This is a genomic window from Nocardia brasiliensis (assembly GCF_011801125.1).
In the GTDB taxonomy this organism is placed as follows: Bacteria; Actinomycetota; Actinomycetes; order Mycobacteriales; family Mycobacteriaceae; genus Nocardia; species Nocardia brasiliensis_C.
The window spans coordinates 2023964-2041435 of the sequence record NZ_CP046171.1; the positions used below are offsets into that span (position 1 = coordinate 2023964).

Below are 17472 nucleotides of genomic sequence, written 5' to 3' on the forward strand. Positions count from 1 at the left end.
GACGAGATCGCGCGGCCGATTTCATCGGTCACGGCGCGAGGTGCAACACCACCGGGATCCGCGTCGGCGCGGGCACGAAATCGCGGTTCGACGCGGTGACCTGGTAGAGCGGGTCGGCGACGGGCTGCCAGCGGGCGAAGAGCGCGGCGGTGGCCAGGGTGATGGTCATCAGGGCGAAGCCGCTGCCAGGGCAGTGCCGATGGCCGACGCCGAACGGCAGAATCGCCTTCTTGTCGATCTCCTCGACCCGGTCGGGCAGCCACCGGCCGGGGTCGAAGGTTTCCGGGTCGGGGTAGTGGCGCGGGTCGTGGTGGATCAGGTACGGGCTGAACGCCACGGTCGCGCCGTCGGGCAGGATCGTCTCGCCCAGCGTGATCGGCCCATCGGCGGTCTGCGTGCTGACCCACGGACCCCAGTAGCGCAGCGTCTCCATGATGACCGCGCGCAGGTAGGGCAGGCGCGTGACGTGTTCGGCGGTGACCGGTCCCGAGCCGACGACTTCGCGTATCTCCCTGCGTATTTCGGCGGCGATCCGGGGTTGGCGCATGATCTCGTGGCACACCCAGCCGAGGATCGATGCGGTCGAGCCGACACCGGCGGCGAGCATCAGCAGCAGTTCGTCGATGATCTCCTCGTCGGTGAGCCGGACTCCGGTCTCGGGGTCACGATGGCGGACCAGCTCGGAGAGCACGTCGTGGAAATCGCGGTCGGCGCGGCGATATTCGGCGACCACGGTGCCGAGTTGGGCGCGTAGCCGGCGCGCCGTGCGGGCGAAGCGGCGGTTGGCCAGTGGCCGCATCCCGCGGATCGGGGCAGGTAGCGCGGCCCGTTGGATCACCTGGCCGAGCAGCCACGGGATGTTCTGCTGCACTTCGTGTTTGGCCTGAGCGCCGAATTCGGCGGTGAACAAGGTCGAGGAGATGATGTCGAGCACCACGCGGTGTGCCTCGTCGGCGAGGTCGAGCTGTTGTCCCGGCCGCAGTGACGCCGACCAGGTGTTCGCGAGATCGGCCGCGACCACGGCGTATTCGTGCAGCCGGCGCTGCCGCAGGGCGGGCGCGATCATCCGGCGGCGCAACTCGTGCGGCTTACCGCTGAGCACATTGGACGCCTCGCGGATGACCCCCTCGATCGCCTCGCGCAGCTCCTCGCGATGGAATCGGCCCGCCTCGCCGAAACCCACCGCGCGGATCAACTCCGGGGTGGTGAGCAGATAGACCGGGCGTGACCCGAGATAGATCCGCACGATCGGCCCGAGTTCGGCAAGGCCGGTGACGAAACGCGGTCCGTCGCGCAGCACGACCGCGGTGTGGCCGAGCAGCGGTCGCCGGTGCGGCGCGGTGGGCACGTTCGGAACAGGCGGTGGCACAGCGGATTCGGCAGCGGTGCTCAGCTCGCCGTAGACCGCCAGGATCGCGGCGGTGAGCCGGGATTGGCGCGCGACGTCGGTGCGCTCGGTGAGGATCTTGCGCATCGGCGCCAGCAATTCGGGGTCGTCGGCCAGTTCCCGCAGGGTCGCGGCGATCGCCGCCACCGACGGGTCGGCGGTGCGGACGCCGCCGCCCTCGGGCACGGTCTCGGCGAGGTCGGGATCGCAGTAGACGACCGGAAGCCGCATCGCCGCCGCCTCCAGCAGCGCCATGCCTTGGGTATCGAAACCCGAAGAGGGGAACAGCAATACATCGTGGACGGCCATCGCGGCCAGGCACTCGGCCTGACCGACCCCGCCGTGCAGGCGCACCCGCGCGCCGAGATCGCGGGCCTCGATCAGCGCCTGTGCCCGATCGGCGAGATCGCCGGAGCCGTAGATGTCGAACTCGCAGTTCGGCACCGCGCCGACCGCCTCGATCGCCTCGATCAGGCGCTTCTCGCCGGAAAGCCGGGCACACCACAGCACCCGTAGCGATCGGGTAGGCGCGGGAGCGAGGTCGCCCGCGGCCGTCGCCCGCGCGCTGTCGAGCAGCTCGTCGTCGATGCCGTTGGAGATCACCCGGAGCGGACGATCCAGGCCGTGGGCGCGCAGTCGCTCGGCGAAATGATTGGTCGGCACGATCACCCGATCCGCCGCGTGTGCCTGGCCGACCATGGTGTGCCAGGCGTGCCTGGCCGCACGGGATTCGTCGTTGCGCGGCATCCGCTTCGGATGCGCGACGAAGCGGCCGTGCAGCCCGCGCATGGTGAGCGCGGCGAGGTACGGGGCGGGGGAGGTGTGCTGGATGAAGACGTCGTCGCGGCTGTGCACGGTGTGCACCACGGGGATGCCGTGCCTGCGGGCGGCGCGCAGCCCGGCGATGGCGACGCCGTAGGTGGTCTGGGTGTGCACCACGTCGACCGGGCCGCGCGCGGCGAACACCGCGTCGATCAACCGGGCGTTGGCCCTGGTCGGCAGCACCATCGCGAATCCGTTCACCACGACACCACCCAGCGCGGGCAACACCACCACGTCGGGGTCGGTATCGACGGCGCCGGGCAGCGGCGCGCAGAACAGGGTGACGCGGTGGCCGAGGCGTTGCAGACCCCGCCGCTGGGCATGCACTGAGGTCTGGATTCCGCCCATGGTGTCGGGATGGAAGTCGGTGAACATCGCGACGTGCATGGCACCACGGTACGGACCGGGCACCCGCTTCGGTCCGCATCCGCGGCCCGCGAGCCGCAGCCGCCCGCCGCGCATTTTCTGTCGTCCCGCGCGCGTGCCTGTCGAAGGACACGCGCGAAAGCATCCTCGGGTGTCCGTTGCGCGTGGGGCGACCTAGGGAGCCGGGTCGCTGCGGGCGCGTTCGCGCTCGGCGGCGGTGGCCAGGTAGTCGCCGAGTTCGCGGCGCAGGGTCACATCGAGCGATCGGGCGAGGGTGGCGTGCACCGAGGCCACGGCGAGCTCGCGCATCTTGCTCAACATCGTTGTGGTGTCGGCGATCTCGCTGCTGGTGTCGGGCAGCCAGCCGGGGCCGTGCTCGTCGATGATGTGCTGTTTGGCGGCCGTGATCATGATGTGGGTGATGTCGTCGATGCGGTCGGCCACTTTGGCGTAGATCTCGATGAGGGTGCGCAGTTCCAGGCCGTATTCGTGCAGCTCGGCGAACGAGGTGAGCAGCTGGGTGTCGGTGAACACCACGGTCTCGCCCTCGAGCCGGACCAGTTTCATCTCGCGCAGCCGGTCCACCAGCTCGTCGGCCTCGGTGCCGAGGATGGTGCCGATCAGCTCGCGCGGCACCTCGAACGTCTCGTCCTTGGCCCAGGACGCCGTCACCGCGTGCTGTAGGCCGAGCACCTCGGTGAGATCCTTTCCGGTCTCCCAGCTGGTGATGAAGTCGGCGATGTGCGCGGTGGTGAAACCGCGCTGCAGCAGTGCGTCGATCAGTCGCAACCGTTCCAGGTGCGAGTTGTCGTAGATGCTGGCCCGGCCGTCCTTGCCGACCGGCGGGGGCAGCAGTCCGCGCTCCTGATAGGCGCGCACGTTGCGGGTGGTGGTGCCCGCGGCGCGCGCGAGATCGTCGATCCGGTACTCCATCGCCTTCACCTCCTTGCCCGCCTCGGTGCCGGAGCCGAGTCTATCGGCCCCGGGCTCCGGCACCGATCAGTCGGCGTCGCGCCGGAAACATCGCCGCTGTGCCCGGCCTCGGCGGGCCGGACACCGCAAACCCGCAGGCTAGGAAACCGCCGCGATCCGCGCCCGGCGCACCTGACCGGCCGCGGGCACCACGGTGTAGTCGGCGAGGTCGACGGTGCGCAGGTGATTGACGTACTGGGTGGCGAAGCCCGGGTACATCGTCGCGTTGAAACCGTCCTCGGTGAGATACCAGCTCTTGCAGCCCGAGTTCCAGGTGGTGCCGGTCAGCCTGCGCTGCATGCCCGCGTTATAACGGTCCTGACGCTCCTGGCGCACGTCGAGGACGCGCAGGTTCTGCTTAAGGATGGTGTCGATGCCCTGCACCAGGTAGTCGATCTGGGCTTCCATGTACACCAGCGCCGAATTATGGCCAGGTCCGGAGTTCGGGCCGAAGGTGAGGAACAGGTTGGGGTACCCGGACACCGCGACGCTCTTGAACGCGTAAGCGCCGCGCGACCATTCGTCGGCGAGCACTCGGCCGTCCCGACCGACCACCGGGATCGGCGTTCCGGTCTTGGACACATCGAACCCGGTCGCGAACACGATGCAATCCGCCTGGTGCTCAATGCCTTCCGCGGTGCGGATGCCGCGCTCGGACAGCGTGGCGATGGGCCAGGTGATCAGCTTGCAGTTGTCCCGCTGCAACGCGGGGTAGTAGTCGTCGGTCATCAGCAGCCGCTTGCAGCCCGCCCTGAAGTCCGGGGTGAGCTGCCTGCGCAGCCACGGATCCCGGACCTGCCTGCGCAATTGAGCCTTGCCGACCAGCTCGACCACCCGGGTGAGCGGGGTGTTCCAGACCACGCCGAGCGCGACCGATTCGTGCCCGTAGAACCAGGCCTGCCTGGCCAGCTGCTCGGCGGCGGGCACCCGGCGATAGAGCTCCCTGGTGAGCGCGTTGGTCCTGCGGTTCACCCGCGGCAGCACCCAGCCCGGCGTGCGCTGGAAGACCTTGACCGAGGCGGCCTTGTCGACCAGCTCCGGAATGATCTGCACCGCACTGGCTCCGGTGCCGACGACCGCGACCTTCTTGCCGGTGAAGTCGTAGTCGTGATCCCAGCGCGCACTGTGGATCTTGTGTCCGGCATAGCTTTCGATGCCCCGGATGTTCGGGAAGCTGGCATTGGCCAGCGGGCCGGAGGCCAGCACCACGGCACGGGCGCGCACGGTCTCGGCGCGGCCCTCGATGGAGATCTCCCACTGCCCGGCAGGCTCGTCGAAGACGATGCCGGTCACGTTGTGGCCGAACCGCAGATGCGGCGCGATCCCGAACTGCGCCACCATCGTCTCGATGTAGCCGAGGATCTCGTTGCTGCCCGAGTAGGTGTGCGACCAGTCCGGGTTGGGTGCGAAGCTGTAGGAGTACAGCCGCGACGGAATGTCGCACGCCGCACCGGGGTAGGTGTTGTCGCGCCAGGTGCCGCCGATGGACTCGCCGCGTTCGAAGATGGCGAAGTCGTCGATGCCCTTCTGCTTCAACCGAATAGCGGCGCCGATGCCGGCGAACCCGCCGCCGATGACGGCGACGTCGAGTGTCTTGGTCGTCATGTCCATCCCGTCAGGCCGCAGGCTCGTAGGTGACTTCCTTGACCCAGGTGGGGTCGCGGCGCAGCAGGGCCTTCGGCACCCGTGCGGTGATCTTCACCAGTGCGTCGGCGAACAGGTGGTACGGGTGGCTGCGGTCGATCACCCAGCCGCCGTGCATCTTCACGATCTGGTACATCGGCAGCCTGCGCGCGAACTCGCTGCGCTCACCGACATTGGCGTAGCGCTTCAGCGCCGTGTACAGCTTCTCCTCGTCGACGCCCATCTCGACGATGTTGTCGCGCATCTTGTTCAGCAGCGGTACGTAACTCAGCACGCCGATGAGCAGCGAGGGCTTCATCCAGCCGCCGACCAGATCGATCAGCAGCTTGCGCACCTGGGAGTGGCCGAGCAGATCCATCACCGCGAAATCGACGGCGAGATGCCGGGATTCGTCGTTGTTGATCTTCTTGAAGGCCTCCTGGCAGACCGGGTCCTCGATCTCGTCCATGATGAATTTGACCAGCGCGCCGTCGAGTGCGACCTCGAGCATCGGGATCACGGTGCCGAGGAACGACAGCGACATGTCGTCGGCGTACTTGTCCAGGAAGTCGATCACCAGCTTGACGTTCACGTTCGGCTGCGGGATCTCGTCGCCCTCGAGCATGCCCCAGCGGCGCATCAGGGCCAGTTCGGCATTGGCGTGCCGCTGCTCCTCGGCATGGAAGTAGCGGTAGATCTCGCGCAGCGTCTCGGTGGGCGCCTTCTTGGCCATGGCGGCGAAGCCGCGCGCCCCGACGTTCTCGATCCACATCAGGTCGGCCATGAACGGCTTGAGCCGGGCGTGCAGTTCGGGCGAGATGGTCTCGGCACCCGGTGCGTCCCAGTCGATGTCGGCCAGCGCCCACTGCCGATTCTTGATCTTGGTGAGCATGTCGTCGAAGTCCATCGCGATGGCCATGTCAGACTCCTGTCTTGTCGGTGACCGACGCGGGGTCGGCGGCGGGGGAGTTGTCCTGGGGCAGTACGCGATCCAGGAGGCCGAGCACATAGGTGTACTGGGCCGGGAAGTAGCGCTTGAGCCGCCAGATCACGTGCGCGTCCAGCTGCGGCAGCACATAGAGCTGACCGCGGTCGTGCGCGTCGAGGGTGTAGCGGGCGACCGTCTCGGGGGAGAACCCGGTCCAGCGCATCAGGGCGTCGGCGAGCCGGGCGGACTGCTGGGTGATCCGGCCGTCCTTGGCCACATTGGTTTTCACGAACGTCGGGCACAGCACGGTGACGGCGACACCGGTGCCGCTCAGCTCGGCGGCCATCGTCTCCGACAGCGCGAGCACGCCCGCCTTCGAGACGTTGTAGACGGCCATCGAGGGCGCGGCGCTGAAGGCCGCGGCGGAGGCGACGTTGATGATGCCGCCGCGGCGGGCGGCGCGCAGCTTCGGCGTGAACACCTCGCAGCCGTGCACCACGCCCCACAGATTGATGCCGAGGGCCCACTCCCAGTCGTCGAAACCGACCTGCCCGACCCGGGTTCCGCCGATGCCGACGCCGGCATTGTTGATCACCAGGGTGATCGGCCGCTCGAACAGTGATTCGGCGAAGCGCGCAAGGTTTTCCACGTCCGCACGCTGGGCGACATCGCAGCGGAACGCGTGCGCGGCGCCGGGGTGTTTGCGTTCGATCAGGGCGACGGTCTCGTCGGCGCGTGTCTCGTCGATATCGGCGCAGATCACGTGCCCGCCGCGGGCGGCGATCTCGACCGCGAAGGCCCGGCCGATGCCGCTGCCCGCGCCGGTCACCACCGCTCGCGCGCCGTGGCTGCGCCGCGGTCGATTGCCCAGTGGCAGTAGGCTTTCCAGTCCGAACATGTCAGCTCACCTTTTCCGAGACGGGGTGGGAGGCCAGCGCGGCGGACAGGAAGTCGGCCGCGCGCGTCAGGGCTCGATCGGCCTCGGGTACCAGCAGCGGCAACGCCTGGAAGACGTGCATCTGGCCCGGCCAGATCTCCAGATCGGCGCTGCCGCCCGCGGCGCGCACCATCGCGCACAGCGCCCGTGCGTCGGCGCGCAGCATTTCGGCGCCGCCGACCTGCACCAGCAGCGGCGGCAACGCGATGCCGTCCGGAATGCTCAGCCGCACCCGCGGTGCATCGGCGGGCAGGCCGCGGGTGTACATGGCGGGCATCCGGCGCGCCGCCGCGGCGGTGATGAGCGGATCCGGTTGCAGCCGTTCCTGTTCGGCGGCCAGGCCAAGGCTCAGATCGAGCAGCGGGGAGAACAACGCGACGCCGGCGGGCGGGGCCATGCCGCGGCGCCCGTGCTCGACGAGCAGGTCGAGCGCGAGGTGCCCGCCGGCCGAATCACCCGCGATGACTAGGTTTTCCGGCGCGTATCCGTGCTCGAGCAGCCAGCGGTAGCCCGCCTCGACATCATCGGCCGCGGCCGGGAAACGGTGCTCCGGAGCGAGCCGATAGTCGATGACGAAGACGGGCAGGTTCGTCTTCCTGGACAGCTGTGCGGCGAGCGCCCGGTGGGTGCGGGCCGAGCAGATGACGTAGGCGCTGCCGTGCAGGTAGTAGACCGCGCGCGGGCCGAAGGGCACACCGGCGGCGCGTACCCATTCCCCGCGCACCGAGCCGGACCGGACCGGTGTGACCTGCGTACCGCGCGGCACCGGGCCCCCGACGGCCATGAAGGTGGCGACGAGCTTGCGAGCGAACCAGACTCCCGGTCCGTTCATCGGCACCGCGCAGTTGAGCTGCCGCAAGCCGAACCGGGTGGCCGTCGCGGCGAGCGTCGCCTGCACCGACGGTGCCGTGGGTACGTCGGGAACCGAGGTCCTCGTTGACCTTGTCATGTGCCCAGAATCATCGATGAATGTGCCAGTTGTCAATGGCACATTTGTTGCAGGCTGCTTGAATATGCGTCCTACCTGTGAAAACAAGCTGGGTACCAGCAGACCTGCTGGTACCCAGTGGGACGATTCGCGTGCCGACGCCTCGAACGGCCGGGCTAGTAGCCGCGTTCCGGATCGACCGGGGCGAGCAACTCCTCGCCCGCGACGAACCGCTCGACGTTCGCGCCGACGTGGTCCGCGAAGGCGGCCATGCGCAGCTGCGGCGGATTCGAATCATGCGGCGTAACAATGGCATTCGGGAGCACCCAGAGCGGATGTCCGTCGGGCAGCGGTTCCGGATCGGTCACGTCGAGCCCGGCGCCCGCGATCGACCCGGAGGCCAGCGCGGTGACCAGCGCGTCGGTGTCGATCAGGCTGCCGCGCGCGACGTTGATCACCCACGAGGACGGCTTCAAGCGCGCGAGCACCTCGGCATCGATGAGCCGGGTGGTCGCGGGCGTGGCCGGCGCCGCGACGACCACGTGGTCGGTGCGCGCCCACACCCTGGAGAGCTGGTCGGTGGCGACGGTCTCGATCGTGTCGGGGATGCCGGGACCGGTGACCGGACGGCCGGACCGATTCACTGCGATCACGTGCGCGCCGAGCGGGCTCACCAGCGGGATCAGCGCGCGGCCGATGCCGCCCGCGCCGACGATGGTGACGGTCTTGCCGCGCAGCGACCCGATGTGCGGCGTGAAGTCCTGCTGCCGCCAGCTCGCCGCGCGTAACTGCTCGGGCAGGTAGCGCACCCCGGCGAGCAGCAGCATCAGCGCGTGCTCGGCCACGCTGGCGGCGAAAGCGCCTGCGGCGGAAGTGAATCGGATCTTCGGATGCTTCGCGATGATGCCCGAGTCGAACCACTGCTCGACACCGGCCGCGGGCAACTGCACCCATTCGATCGACTCGGGCAACTCGTCGGGGAACTGTCCCGGCGTGCCCGACCAGATCAACCCGCGCGCCTCGGACAGCTCGCGCACCTGTGCGCCCGCCTCCACCACGGCCTTCGCCAGCAGTGCCTGCGGTGGGTCGGATGGTCCGATCGCTATCGCTGCCACGGGTCGGTTCATGGACATGGACCTCCTTCGAAGCAGCGCGACGGACTCGCGCGGCACCGTCGATCAGTGCCGCAGCGACGTTATCACCGCTGGCCAGGCGGCCCCGGCTCACGCCTGGTCGAGGTCGGTTTCCTGGTCCGGATCGTCGTCGACGTTGTCGCGGTCGGCCCATTCGAGCAGCGGATCTATCGCGAAGACCGCGTCATCGATGCCCGCGTGCAGATCGCCGAGATCGGCGAAACGGGCGGGCACCGTCTTCATGGTGAAGTCCCGTGGATCGATGTCGGGGATCTCGTCCCAGCGAACCGGGGTGGAGACGGTCGCGCTCGGCACGCCGCGCACCGAGTACGCGGCGGCGATGGTGTGGTCGCGGGCGTTCTGGTTGTAGTCGACGAACAGCATCTCGGGGTCGCGGTCCTTGCGCCACCAGGTGGTGGTGACGTCGTCGGGCGCACGGCGCTCGACCTCGCGGGCGAAGGCGAGCGCGGCGCGGCGCACCTGCTTGAAACCCCACTGCGGTGCGATCCGAACGTAGACGTGTAAACCCTTGCCGCCGGAGGTTTTCGGCCAGCCGACGGCGCCGAGCTCGTCGAGCACCTCGTGCACGACGCCCGCGACCCGCTGCACCCGCGACCACGGGCAGTCCGGCATCGGATCCAGATCGATCCGCCATTCGTCCGGGCTCTCGGTGTCGGCCGCGCGCGAGTTCCACGGATGGAACTCGACGGTCGACATCTGCACCGCCCAGATGACGTCGGCCAACTCGTGCACGCAGAGCTCGTCGGCATGTCTGCCGTAGCGGGGGAAGAAGACGCGCACGGTGGGAATCCAGTCCGGCGCACCGGCGGGCAGCCGCTTCTGATGCACTTTGTCCCCGGCCAGCCCCTTCGGAAACCGATGCAGCATGCACGGCCGGTCGCGCAGCGCGCGCACGATGCCCTCGCCCACGCTCAGGTAGTACTGCACCAGGTCGAGCTTCGTCGCGCCGGACTCCGGGAAATACACCCGGTCCGGGTTGCTGATGCGGACTGTGCGGTCGCCGACATCCAATTCGATGGCCGACGCCGCCGACTTGCTGGCCACGGGTCCGACGATAGTCGATCAACCGCCGCCGACGAGGCCGCGCCGAGTGCATCGATCTGGTATGCATGTGAGTATGAGCAAGGCGACGCGTGTCACCGTGACGCTGGACCCGCAGGTGGCCGAGTGGGCGAAACAGGCGGCCGACCAGCAGAAACGAAGCCTTTCCTCGGTGATCAACGCCTCGCTGCGGTCCGCGCTCGTGCACGACAGCCTGGCCAGGCTCGCGGTCGACGAGGAGGCCGAACGCGCCGCCGCCTACGACGACGTGCACGTCACCGAGGCCGCCGAGGCCGACGCCCGCGGCGCGGCATGAGACGCGGACAAATCTGGCGATACTCTCCCGCGCTCAGTGACGGCACGCCGCTGCCGCGGCGCATGACGGTGGTGCTTGTCTCCGATTCCGCGGTGATCACCTCGCCGTATCGCTGGCTGCACGTCGTCCCGCTGCGCGAGTCCGACCCCGGCCACGTGCTCGCCACCTACACCGAGCACGGCTGGGCCGACACACTCGAGCTGCACCGCGCCTACCGTCCCTGGCTCGCCGAACAACTCGGCGAGCTCACGGCCACCGAGTGCGAGTCTCTCGACGCGCGCCTGCGCGCCACCCTCAGCCTGTAGCGCGGCTCCTGCTCCGCCTTGCCAGGCGACGAGCTGAACCGCGGAGGCATCCGGCCGGACTCGAGACAGAACCTAGGTGACGGACGCGAGGGCGAACGGCAGGACGGCGTCGGCGCCCGCTCGCCGTAGCGCGTGGGCGGCCAGGGTCAAGGTCCATCCGGTGTCGGAGAGCGTGTCCACCAGCAGGATCGGTCCCGCGACGCCGGAAAGGTCGGGGACGTCCCAGGAGTCGTAGAGGCCCGCGACGCGGTGCGCGGAGTTGGCCGCGGAGACCGGCGGACGGTCGGGGCGGGTCGGCAGCGTGCCGAGATCGTCGAGCCGGCCCACCTCGGCGAGGCGCGCGGCAAGGGTCGCGGTGAGCACCGGGTAGCGCGGGGAGGCCAGGGCCATGACGGAGGTGGGGCGGGTCGCCCAATCCCAGTCGCGCAGTACCGCGATACACGCGTCGAAGACCGCGTCGGGGATCGGGTCGTCGGGCCCGTCGAGCAGTGCGCGCAGGCGCTGGCCCCAACCGAGATCGGTCAGCCTGCCGAGCACCCGTCCGGTCTCGGCGCCGTCGGTGATCTTGCCGGACAACGGAATCCCGAGTTTGGCCATGCCCGTCGGCCACTGCTTGCGCGGGCTCAGGTCCAGGCCGGGGCGATCGAGCCGGGCCCGGGTCGCGGCCACGGCCGCGGCGTCCACCGTGACATCGGGCCGGGTGCCGGTGCAGTTGTCGCAGCGTCCGCAACCGGGCGAATCCGTCGGTGTCGCAGGCAATCCCGGATCGTCGAGCTGGCGGCGCAGGAATTCCATCCGGCATTCGGTGGTCGACTGGTAGTCGATCATCGCCTGCTGCTCGACCTCTCTGGCCGCGGCCAACCGCTCGTAGCGTTCGGTGTCGTAGGTCCACGGCTGCCCGGTGCTGATCCAGCCGCCGCGCACCCGGCGCACCGCCCCGTCCACGTCGAGCACCTTGAGCACCATCTCCAGGCGGGACCGGTTCAGCTCCACCAGCGGTTCGAGCGCGACGGTGGACAGCGCGCGTTCGGTGTCGAGCGCGTCGAGCACCGCGCGCACGATGTGCTCGCGCGGGAAGGCAACGGAGGCAAAGTAACTCCAGATCCGCGCGTCCTCGGGACCGGGCAGCAGCACCACCTCCGCGCGAGCGGTGCCGCGGCCGGCGCGACCGACCTGCTGGTAGTAGGCGATGGGCGAGGACGGCGCGCCGACGTGCACGACGAAGCCGAGATCGGGCTTGTCGAAGCCCATGCCGAGCGCCGAGGTCGCGATGAGCGCCTTCACCTCGTTGTTCAGCAGCGCCGATTCCAACGCTTCGCGTTCAGCCGGGTCCGTCTGCCCGGTGTACGCGGCGACGGTGTGGCCGTGCGAGTTCAGCACGTCGGCCAAGTCGTGCGCGGCGGCGACGGTGAGGGTGTAGACGATGCCGGAGCCGGGCAGCCGGTGCAGCTGGGCGCTGAGCCAGGCGGTGCGTTCCACCGCGTCGTCGAAGCGCACCACCGAAAGGTGCAGCGACTCACGGTCCAGCGTGCCGCGCAACACCAGGGTGTCGGTGCCGATCTGGGTCGCCACGTCGGTGACCACGCGATCGTTGGCGGTCGCGGTGGTGGCCAGGACCGGCACGTCGGAGCCGAGGTCGGCGATGAGGGTCCGGATGCGGCGGTAGTCGGGCCGGAAGTCGTGTCCCCAGTCCGATACGCAGTGCGCCTCGTCGATCACCACCAGGCCCGCGTCGGCGGCGAGCCGCGGCAGCACCTGGTCGCGGAAGTCGGGGTTGTTCAACCGCTCCGGGCTGACCAGCAGCACGTCCACCGCACCGGCGGCGACCTGGGTGTGGATCTCGTCCCATTCGGTCATGTTGCCCGAATTGATGGTCGCGGCAACCACTCCCGCCCGCTGCGCCGCCGCGACCTGGTTGCGCATCAGCGCCAGCAGCGGCGACACGATGACCGTCGGTCCGCGGCCCGCGCCGCGCAGCAGTTTCGCGGCGATGAAGTACACCGCCGACTTACCCCAGCCGGTGCGCTGCACCACCAGCGCTCGCCGCCGCCGCACCACCAGCGCCTCGATCGCGGTCCACTGGTCCTCGCGTAGGCGAGCCTGCGCGCCCGCGAGTTCGCGCAGCAGCGCCTCCGCGCGCTCGCGCAGGTCGGGTGCGGTGAGGTCGATCGCCGGGACATCGGTCGCCGTGGTCATGGGCTTCATCGTGCCCGACGGTACCGACACCTGCGGCGCGCGTCGCGTCCGCCCGTCCGCCGCGCCGGTCGCGGGGTGCACTACCACCGAGCGACGCGACACGCCGAATCTCGTGCGAAACGGTCGGTATATCAGTGGTTCGGAAACTCGCGGTGTGCTTTACACTGCCTGAATTGCCGCGTCGTCGCCGGGTCCGCTTCGGCGTCAGGCGCCGGTGTTCACCGCATCAGGTGCGCTTTTCGTGGAGATACGAGGATTAGTCGACGCCGAGGACTTGTCGCAATGAGCGAACGGAGCGAGCGAACAACCAACCAGGCGGTGTGCGCGCAGGACGGAGCCGAGTCGCGGCGAGGCACGGGGCTGAGCGAATACCGCACGCTGCTGCGGGACTGGTGGCGCGACGGCGTCGACTATCGCTGGGTGGTGAACGCCCTCGAATCCCGTTCCGCGCTCGGGGTGGTGAAGGCCGCGATCGGCTTGTGCGGGCTGGCGACGCCGTTGATCAGCGTGCTCATCGTGACCTCGGCGGCGGGGCCGCAGCACCTGCTCGGCAGGCTGACGCTGTGGTGCATCACGGCGCTCTCGGTGGTGTGGGTCGCGCGCTGGTGGCTGCTGCCCTGGCCGAGCGTGCTGGAATCGCTGGCGCTCATCGCGGCGGGAGACGTGTGCATCAGCGTGGTCTGTCTGCTGAGCCCCGGCTATGTCGTGCGCGCGGTCGGCATGCTGCTACTGCTCATCGTGGGCATCTACGTCAGCGCGTTCCACAGTCCGCAGCTGCTCGCCGCGCACACCGCGTGGTCATTGGCCTCGGCCGTGGTGCTGGCCGTGCCGCTGTTCGGGGTGGGTGACGCGGCCTCGGCGACCATCATGATCCTCGGCATGGTCGCGGCGACGGTGGTGCCGCCGGGACTGCAGTTCTGCTATTGGGTGCTGCGCACCGACATGCTGTGCGATCCGTTGACGACACTGCTGAGCAGGCGTGGTTTCGAGTATCACTCCTCGCTGGTGGTCGCGCGGCCCGGCCCGGTTCCGGTCTGCGTCCTGATGGCCGACCTGGATCGCTTCAAAGCGGTCAATGACACCTTCGGGCATCACGCCGGGGACAAGGTGCTGGTGAGCACCGCGCAACGGTTGCTGGACCACGCACCGGCGCAGAGCATCGTCTCGCGCCTCGGTGGCGAGGAGTTCGCGATCGTCGCGCGACTGTCCCTGCCCGACGCGCTCGACGCCGCCGAGCGGCTGCGTGCCGCGCTCGCCGCGCCGATGGGGTCGATCGCGGTGACCGCCAGCATCGGCCTGGCCATCGGCGACGCGGACGTGGTCGGCTTCCACCGCACCCGCAGGCTGGTGCAGGACCTGATCCGCTGCGCGGACAGCGCGATGTACCAGGCGAAGCAACGCGGTGGCAATACCGTCGTCGTCGAGAACATCGCCGCGCTCTACGGCGTCGACGCCCGCGACTCGGCGTGACGAACACCGTTCGGACGGTGGTGGTTTCGGTAGTGCACCCAATCAGCCGAGTGCGGACCGGTGGCGGTGCCGCTGCCGCATACTCGATCGTAACCACAGGGAGGGCCGAACCATGTCGAGCAACTATCAGCCGCCCGCGAGCTGGTCACCGCCGGGCGCGCAGTTCCAGAACCGAAGTGGCTTCGGGCGCACACTGATCGGGTCGGTGGTCGGACTGGTGGTGACGCCGATCGGGATCGGGCTGGCCGCGCACGGCGCGTTGGATACGCGGCAGTGGGTGCTGCTCGGCACCGCCGCCGACCGGTGGGGGTCGAACTTCCAGATCATCGGCGGCGCGGTGTTGCTGTTCCTGGTCGCGGCACTGGCCGCGTACTCGCCGGCCGGGACGATGGTCGCCGGTCTGGTGTGGGGGCTGGTGCCCGGCCTGCTGCACATCCTGTTCCCGGAGGACACCTATCGGCAGATCGAGAACCTGCCGGAGCTGTCCGACGATTTCCATCTCGCGCTGCACAACTGGGTGCTCAACGGGTTCGCGCTGATCACCGGCCTGTTCCTGATCGGCGCCGGTATCGCGGCCACCTTGCGGCGCAGGTAGTTCCGGACCGCGCGCACCGTGCGGTGCGCGCGGTCCGGTCTCACCGTGCGCGGGCCGAGTTCAGCCCTTGACGCACAGCACCTGTCGCAGCGTCGCGACGACGTCGACGAGATCGCGCTGGGCGGCGATCACCTCGTCGATGTCCTTGTAGGCGGCCGGGATCTCGTCCACCACACCGGCGTCCTTGCGGGACTCGACGCCCTCGGTCTGGGCGACCAGGTCGTCGACGGTGAACTGCTTCTTCGCCGCCGTGCGGCTCATCCGCCGTCCCGCGCCGTGCGAGGCCGACTGGAACGAGGCTGGGTTTCCCTTGCCGCGCACCACATACGAGCGCGTGCCCATCGAACCCGGGATCAGCGCGAGGTCGCCTGCACCGGCCCGGACCGCGCCCTTGCGGGTCACCAGCATCGGAATGCCGTCGATGAGCTCCTCCGCCACGTAGTTGTGATGGCAGGAGATCGGCTGTTCGAAACGCACTTCGCGCCCGGCGAATTCGTCGCGCACCGCCCGGCAGGCCAGGGCGAGCATCACCGCGCGGTTGCGCGCGGCGTATTCCTGGGCCCAGGTCAGGTCGCGCCGGTAAGCCGCCATTTCCGGTGTGCCGGAAAGGAAGACCGCTAGATCTCGATCGGGTAGGTCGACGTTGTGCGGCAGGGCGCGCGCCGTGGCCATGTGCCGCTCGGCGAGTTCCTTGCCGATGTTTCGGCTGCCCGAATGCAGCAGGATCCACACCGCGTCGTCCTGGTCCAGGCAGACCTCGATGAAGTGATTGCCGCCGCCCAGCGTGCCCATCTGCTTGTGCGCCTTGGCCTCTCGCGTGCGCACCCCGGCGTCCAGGGACGTGAACGAGCCCCAGAAGCGGTCCCAGCCTGCCCGCAGGGTCGCGGTACTCGCGCCCAGCGCGGCGACCTCGGCACCGAGCTCGGTCACATCCACCGCGTGGTCGTGCGCCGTGAAGCCGACCGGCACCGCCGCCTCGATCCGCGACCGCAGCGAGCGCAGGTCGTCGGGGAGATCCGCGGCGGTGAGGTCGGTCTTGACGCTCTCCATGCCGCAGCCGATGTCCACCCCGACCGCGGCGGGGGACACCGCGTCCTTCATCGCGATCACCGAACCGACCGTCGCGCCTTTGCCGAGGTGCACGTCCGGCATCACGCGGACGCCGTGGACCCAGCGCAGCGCGGCGATATTCCGCAGCTGTCGCAGCGCCGCCTGTTCGACGGTGTGCTCCTCGGCCCACATCAGCGTCTGCGCCCTGGTACCGCGCAGCTCGACGGGAAACATCGGTTCGATCCTCTCGTTGTCGTTACCGCTCAACGGTAAGGATCGTGCCTGGTCGGCGCACTCGATTAAATCTTGGTCCGGCGTGCGGGGATGCTCGGATACACCGCCTCCGCGTTGCTGTGGGCGATGCCCGTGGCGAGGCGTTCGGCGTCGGTGACGGTGATCACGTCGTCGGAAATCCACTCGTCGAGCAGCCGGCCGAGACCGCGGCGCCACCACAGCGCGCCGAGATAGTGCAGTTCCGGCAGCCCGTAGCCGTCCGAGGAATAGCACAGCGATCGGAACGGCGCGAGCTCGAGCGTTTCGGCCAGCACCGCCTGCGCGCGATGGCCCACATACCCGACGGTGAGCCCGACATCCATTCGGACATGGGCGAACGTGTGCGCCAGGTACGCGGCATTGCGGTGAAACGGCCAGCAGTGCAGCAGCATCACCGTGAGGCCGGTGCCCGCGGTCTTGCGGAGAAAGTCGGTGAGCAGCAACGGATCCGCGCGGTGCAGTCGCAGATCGGAGTCGCCGAAGCCGGTGTGGAACTGCAGCGGCAGACCGTATTCGGCGCCGATGCGCGCGCCGAGACCGACCAGCCAGCCGAGCAGGTCGGGGTCGGCCAGGCGGCGCTCGGGCAGCACCGCGCGCGGTGGCCGATCGCGCAGCGGAAAGTCCAGGCCACACCGATAGGCGACGATGGTCTTGAGTCCCACCGCGTCGCGTGCGCGCTCCCGCAGCCTCGACTCGATCTGCTCGAAGACCGTGCGCCCCGCGCCGACCTCGGCGATGACCTGCTGCGCGACCTGCTCGATGCGCACGATCTCGCGCACCTCGCCCTTGGCGAGCGCGCCGAAATCTGCTGTGCCGCCGCCATATCCGGTGTCGAGGAACCAGCTGGTCGTCCCGGTGGCGCCGAGCAGGCGGATCGCGCTCTCGCGCCAGCCCAGCTCGGCCCGATGGGCCAGATAGGCGTCCGCGCCGACGTGTGGTGGCAGGTCGAGCGCGGGCGCGCACCAGCGGCGGACGGCGAGCCCGATCGCGGAGTCGAAGGTGCCGGTCGGGCCCTCGCTGAGCAACCGCTCGAATCCGGGGCGATCCAGGTCATCCGGCACCACGCCGTGGCAGTGGTGGTCGGTCAGGGCGAGGCGGTCGGTCAGCAC

The 17472-nt window shown here is 69.3% G+C and carries 15 protein-coding genes; 4 read left to right on the forward strand and 11 right to left on the reverse strand.

Translation table 11 applies throughout. From position 1 onward, the window contains the following. Positions 1-28 precede the first annotated feature (28 nt). The 8 genes from F5X71_RS09075 to ligD all read right to left on the reverse strand — a co-directional run bounded on the left by F5X71_RS09075 (position 29) and on the right by ligD (position 10161). Complete coding sequence (locus F5X71_RS09075) at positions 29-2596, reverse strand: cytochrome P450 (protein WP_167461542.1); 2568 nt, start codon at positions 2594-2596, stop codon at positions 29-31. A 153-nt stretch (positions 2597-2749) separates the two neighbouring features. Continuing rightward, positions 2750-3571 (reverse strand): MerR family transcriptional regulator, encoded by an 822-nt coding sequence (locus F5X71_RS09080; protein ID WP_238815794.1) that lies wholly within the window; start codon positions 3569-3571, stop codon positions 2750-2752. Between the two features lie 75 nt (positions 3572-3646). Then, positions 3647-5152, reverse strand: a complete 1506-nt coding sequence (locus tag F5X71_RS09085; RefSeq protein WP_167461543.1) for a flavin-containing monooxygenase — start codon at positions 5150-5152, stop codon at positions 3647-3649. Between the two features lie 10 nt (positions 5153-5162). Beyond that, a complete protein-coding gene (locus F5X71_RS09090) occupies positions 5163-6083 on the reverse strand; it encodes a ferritin-like domain-containing protein (RefSeq protein ID WP_167466325.1) in 921 nt (306 codons plus the stop codon). 7 nt (positions 6084-6090) lie between these two features. After that, the gene (locus tag F5X71_RS09095; protein WP_167461544.1) at positions 6091-6996 is read right to left on the reverse strand and encodes an SDR family NAD(P)-dependent oxidoreductase; all 906 of its coding nucleotides are present in this window, start codon (positions 6994-6996) and stop codon (positions 6091-6093) included. Between the two features lies 1 nt (position 6997). Continuing rightward, entirely contained in the window at positions 6998-7984 is a 987-nt protein-coding gene (locus F5X71_RS09100; protein ID WP_167461545.1) for an alpha/beta hydrolase, read from the reverse strand. 155 nt (positions 7985-8139) lie between these two features. Beyond that, a complete protein-coding gene (locus F5X71_RS09105) occupies positions 8140-9096 on the reverse strand; it encodes a D-isomer specific 2-hydroxyacid dehydrogenase family protein (RefSeq protein WP_174817030.1) in 957 nt (318 codons plus the stop codon). A 90-nt stretch (positions 9097-9186) separates the two neighbouring features. Next, positions 9187-10161 carry a non-homologous end-joining DNA ligase gene (ligD, locus tag F5X71_RS09110; protein ID WP_167461547.1) on the reverse strand — a complete coding sequence of 325 codons (975 nt, stop codon included), beginning with the start codon at positions 10159-10161 and terminating at the stop codon, positions 9187-9189. Positions 10162-10234: 73 nt separating this feature from the next. Here ligD and F5X71_RS09115 point away from each other — a divergent pair, with 73 nt between their 5' ends. Together F5X71_RS09115 and F5X71_RS09120 are read left to right on the forward strand one after the other, a co-directional pair. Beyond that, positions 10235-10474, forward strand: coding sequence for a DUF6364 family protein (locus F5X71_RS09115; RefSeq protein ID WP_167461548.1), 240 nt, complete (start codon positions 10235-10237; stop codon positions 10472-10474). After that, the gene (locus tag F5X71_RS09120; RefSeq protein WP_238815795.1) at positions 10471-10779 is read left to right on the forward strand and encodes a hypothetical protein; all 309 of its coding nucleotides are present in this window, start codon (positions 10471-10473) and stop codon (positions 10777-10779) included. Before F5X71_RS09115 ends, F5X71_RS09120 begins: the two co-directional genes overlap by 4 nt. 72 nt (positions 10780-10851) lie before the next feature. Here the strand turns inward: F5X71_RS09120 and F5X71_RS09125 are convergent, their stop codons facing one another. Beyond that, positions 10852-12975: a RecQ family ATP-dependent DNA helicase gene (locus tag F5X71_RS09125; protein ID WP_167461549.1), complete on the reverse strand. Its 2124-nt coding sequence runs from the start codon at positions 12973-12975 to the stop codon at positions 10852-10854. A 282-nt stretch (positions 12976-13257) separates the two neighbouring features. Here F5X71_RS09125 and F5X71_RS09130 point away from each other — a divergent pair, with 282 nt between their 5' ends. Beyond that, positions 13258-14445, forward strand: coding sequence for a GGDEF domain-containing protein (locus F5X71_RS09130; RefSeq protein ID WP_167461550.1), 1188 nt, complete (start codon positions 13258-13260; stop codon positions 14443-14445). Between the two features lie 112 nt (positions 14446-14557). Beyond that, positions 14558-15040 carry a hypothetical protein gene (locus tag F5X71_RS09135; protein WP_167461551.1) on the forward strand — a complete coding sequence of 161 codons (483 nt, stop codon included), beginning with the start codon at positions 14558-14560 and terminating at the stop codon, positions 15038-15040. Between the two features lie 60 nt (positions 15041-15100). Here the strand turns inward: F5X71_RS09135 and F5X71_RS09140 are convergent, their stop codons facing one another. Further along, the gene (locus F5X71_RS09140; RefSeq protein WP_167461552.1) at positions 15101-16324 is read right to left on the reverse strand and encodes an RtcB family protein; all 1224 of its coding nucleotides are present in this window, start codon (positions 16322-16324) and stop codon (positions 15101-15103) included. Positions 16325-16389: 65 nt separating this feature from the next. Further along, on the reverse strand, positions 16390-17472 hold the full coding sequence (locus F5X71_RS09145) for an amidohydrolase family protein (protein ID WP_167461553.1): 1083 nt from the start codon (positions 17470-17472) through the stop codon (positions 16390-16392).

Coding starts and splice junctions, on each gene's coding strand:
- F5X71_RS09140 (WP_167461552.1), bottom strand. CDS start 16,324: ATGTTTCCCGTCGAGCTGCGCGGTACCAGGGCGCAGACGCTGATGTGG.
- F5X71_RS09075 (WP_167461542.1), bottom strand. CDS start 2,596: ATGCACGTCGCGATGTTCACCGACTTCCATCCCGACACCATGGGCGGA.
- F5X71_RS09095 (WP_167461544.1), bottom strand. CDS start 6,996: ATGTTCGGACTGGAAAGCCTACTGCCACTGGGCAATCGACCGCGGCGC.
- F5X71_RS09135 (WP_167461551.1), top strand. CDS start 14,558: ATGTCGAGCAACTATCAGCCGCCCGCGAGCTGGTCACCGCCGGGCGCG.
- F5X71_RS09100 (WP_167461545.1), bottom strand. CDS start 7,984: ATGACAAGGTCAACGAGGACCTCGGTTCCCGACGTACCCACGGCACCG.
- F5X71_RS09125 (WP_167461549.1), bottom strand. CDS start 12,975: ATGACCACGGCGACCGATGTCCCGGCGATCGACCTCACCGCACCCGAC.
- F5X71_RS09120 (WP_238815795.1), top strand. CDS start 10,471: ATGAGACGCGGACAAATCTGGCGATACTCTCCCGCGCTCAGTGACGGC.
- F5X71_RS09130 (WP_167461550.1), top strand. CDS start 13,258: ATGAGCGAACGGAGCGAGCGAACAACCAACCAGGCGGTGTGCGCGCAG.
- F5X71_RS09115 (WP_167461548.1), top strand. CDS start 10,235: ATGAGCAAGGCGACGCGTGTCACCGTGACGCTGGACCCGCAGGTGGCC.
- F5X71_RS09105 (WP_174817030.1), bottom strand. CDS start 9,096: ATGTCCATGAACCGACCCGTGGCAGCGATAGCGATCGGACCATCCGAC.
- F5X71_RS09085 (WP_167461543.1), bottom strand. CDS start 5,152: ATGACGACCAAGACACTCGACGTCGCCGTCATCGGCGGCGGGTTCGCC.